At 52.7% G+C, this 3,393-nt stretch carries 2 rRNA genes; both read right to left on the bottom strand.

What is annotated here, in order from left to right:
• Nucleotides 1–30 precede the first annotated feature (30 nt).
• A 5S ribosomal RNA gene (gene rrf, locus TL5118_RS13030) occupies nucleotides 31–145 on the bottom strand.
• 145 nt (nucleotides 146–290) lie between these two features.
• Nucleotides 291–3,123: ribosomal RNA gene (locus TL5118_RS13025) — 23S ribosomal RNA — on the bottom strand.
• Nucleotides 3,124–3,393: the final 270 nt, after the last annotated feature.

Below are 3,393 nucleotides of genomic sequence, written 5' to 3'. Positions count from 1 at the left end.
ATCGTTTTGAGAGGAATTGGTATTTATTAGGTTTGGCGGTGACCTACTCTCCCACGCCTTAAGACGCAGTACCATCGGCGCTTCGGTGCTTAACTTCCGAGTTCGGGATGGGATCGGGTGTTTCACTCGTGCTATGACCACCAAACCGAATAAATACCAATGGGCAATTTTATTTGCCCTGATATCAACTGTTGTCCAAGTGTTTTCACTTATGTGTGTATGCTTTTGATTTGTCAGTATTTTTTGCTAGCGCTTCGCTACTTGAGCGATAAGTCTTACTTTTACTGGATCAAATCAAGCCTATCGGACCATTAGTACCAGTCAACTGAATGCGTTACCGCACTTACATCTCTGGCCTATCGACGTGGTGGTCTACCACGGTCCTCAGGGATACCTTGTTTTGAGGGGGGCTTCCCGCTTAGATGCCTTCAGCGGTTATCCTTTCCGTTCATAGCTACCCAGCACTACCGTTGGCACGATAACTGGTCCACCAGTGGAACGTTCACCCCGGTCCTCTCGTACTAGGGGCAACTCCTCTCAAGTATCCTACACCCACGGCAGATAGGGACCGAACTGTCTCACGACGTTCTAAACCCAGCTCACGTACCTCTTTAAATGGCGAACAGCCATACCCTTGGGACCTGCTCCAGCCCCAGGATGAGATGAGCCGACATCGAGGTGCCAAACACTGCCGTCGATATGGACTCTTGGGCAGTATCAGCCTGTTATCCCCGGCGTACCTTTTATCCGTTGAGCGATGGCCCTTCCACGCGGGACCACCGGATCACTATGGCCGTCTTTCGACTCTGCTCGACTTGTCAGTCTCGCAGTCAGGCTGGCTTCTGCCATTGCACTCAACGAGCGATTTCCGACCGCTCTGAGCCAACCTTCGCGCGCCTCCGTTACTCTTTAGGAGGCGACCGCCCCAGTCAAACTACCCGCCACGCAGGGTCCCGGATCCGGATAACGGACCGCGGTTAGACATCAAGCAGAATAAGGGTGGTATCTCAAGGGAGGCTCCACCAGGACTGGCGTCCTGGTTTCAAAGCCCACCACCTATCCTGCACATATTGTGCCTGATGCCAGTGCGAAGCTGTAGTAAAGGTGCACGGGGTCTTTCCGTCTAACCGCGGGAAGCCTGCATCTTGACAGGCAATTCAATTTCGCTGAGTCGATGTTGGAGACAGCGGGGAAGTCGTTACGCCATTCGTGCAGGTCGGAACTTACCCGACAAGGAATTTCGCTACCTTAGGACCGTTATAGTTACGGCCGCCGTTTACCGGGGCTTCAATTCGACGCTCTCACATCTCCTTTTAACCTTCCGGCACCGGGCAGGCGTCAGACCCTATACGTCGTCTTGCGACTTCGCAGAGCCCTGTGTTTTTAGTAAACAGTCGCCACCCCCTGGTTTGTGCCCCCAGCCACTAGTTGCCTAGAAACTGGGCCTCCTTCTCGCGAACTTACGGAGGTATTTTGCCGAGTTCCTTCAACATCGTTCTCTCAAGCGCCTTGGTATACTCTACCAGTCCACCTGTGTCGGTTTAGGGTACGGTCTTGAAGAGGGGCTATTTCCAGGGACCACTCAGCAGCCCAGACAATCCGTTAAGCCTGAACTACCTCTGTGATCCGTCACCACCTCACGGCCTAGGAATATTAACCTAGTTCCCATCGACTACGCCTTTCGGCCTCGCCTTAGGGGCCGGCTTACCCTGCTCAGATTAGCTTTAAGCAGGAACCCTTGGACTTTCGGCGACAGGGTCTCTCACCCTGTTTGTCGCTACTCATGTCATCATTCTCACTAGTGATCTCTCCACCGGATCGCTCACGCGCCGGCTTCACAGAAAGCTCCTTATCCTCCAAGGCGATCCGAGGATCGCTAAAGAGGATTGGAGCTATGTCACACTACGCTCTGCTACCATGCACTATGTGCATCCTCAGCTTCGGCTCATGGCTTGAGCCCCGTTACATCTTCGCCGCAGGACAACTTATTTAGACCAGTGAGCTGTTACGCTATCTTTAAAGGATGGCTGCTTCTAAGCCAACCTCCTGGTTGTTTTGGTCGTCCCACCTGCTTTCCCACTTAGCCATGAATTAGGGGCCTTAGCTGGAGGTCAGGGTTGTTTCCCTCTCCACGACGGACGTTAGCATCCGCCGTGTGTCTGCCATCTAGTACTCCCGGGTATTCGGAGTTTGGTTAGGATCAGTAAGCCTGTGGGGCCCCATTACCCATCCAGTGCTCTACCCCCCGGGGTATTCGGATGACGCTCTACCTAAATAGATTTCGCAGAGAACCAGCTATCTCCGAGTTTGATTGGCCTTTCACCCCTAGGCACAACTCATCCCGACCTTTTTCAACAGGTGTGGGTTCGGCCCTCCAGTAAGTGTTACCTTACCTTCAGCCTGGTCATGCCTAGATCACTCGGTTTCGGGTCTGATCCCACGAACTCATTCGCCCTATTAAGACTCGCTTTCGCTGCGCCTACACCTAACGGCTTAAGCTTGCTCGTGAGACCAAGTCGATGACCCATTATACAAAAGGTACGCCGTCAGCTCGCAAGGAGCCTCCGACTGATTGTAGGCGTTCGGTTTCAGGTACTGTTTCACTCCCCTCGTCGGGGTGCTTTTCACCTTTCCCTCACGGTACTGGTTCACTATCGGTCAGTAAGGAGTACTTAGCCTTCGAGGGTGGTCCCCCGATGTTCAGACAGGATTTCACGTGTCCCGCCCTACTTAATACGTCCTATCGAGCTTCCCATACGGGACTGTCACCCACTATGGTCAATCTTTCCAGATTGTTCTGGTCACTCTCAAGGCTCGGCTGGTCCCCGTTCGCTCGCCGCTACTAGGGGAGTATCTGTTGATTTCCTTTCCTCCGGGTACTTAGATGTTTCAGTTCCCCGGGTTCGCTCTTAAAACCCTATGTATTCAGGTTAAAAGTACTTGGTTTACCCGGTTATTGATCAGCAAAAGCTAACAATAACAGAGTATCAAGTGGGTTGCCCCATTCGGAGATCCAGGGATCAAAGCCTATTCTCGGCTCCCCCTAGCTTATCGCAGAGTATCACGTCCTTCATCGCCTCTTACTGCCAAGGCATTCACCAAACGCCCTTCTCGCGCTTGATTTGATCCAGAAAGAGTAAGACTGATGTCTTCCACCATCGGGCTGGTTCGACCGATGGCTCACTTTCTGATCAAAAGCATACTTTCCCGCTCCTTACCCGGAACCTGCGCTGCCGATGTCGGTCGGCCCCACGCAGAAGGTAAGGAACAATGCATAAACTCTCGTTTATGCGGGTTAGTGTACTTGACTTGGACAACTCTGTTCGTTTCAGCAGGGATACGTATTTGAGGGCCGAGGAAACAGCCGATCAATCCGCCTCTCCCGAAGGAGAC

The sequence above is a fragment of the Thalassovita autumnalis genome, from assembly GCF_001458255.1.
GTDB classification, from domain to species: domain Bacteria; phylum Pseudomonadota; class Alphaproteobacteria; order Rhodobacterales; family Rhodobacteraceae; genus Thalassobius; species Thalassobius autumnalis.
The sequence above is the reverse complement of the archived record's forward strand: the minus strand, read 5'-3'. Positions and strand labels throughout refer to the sequence as shown.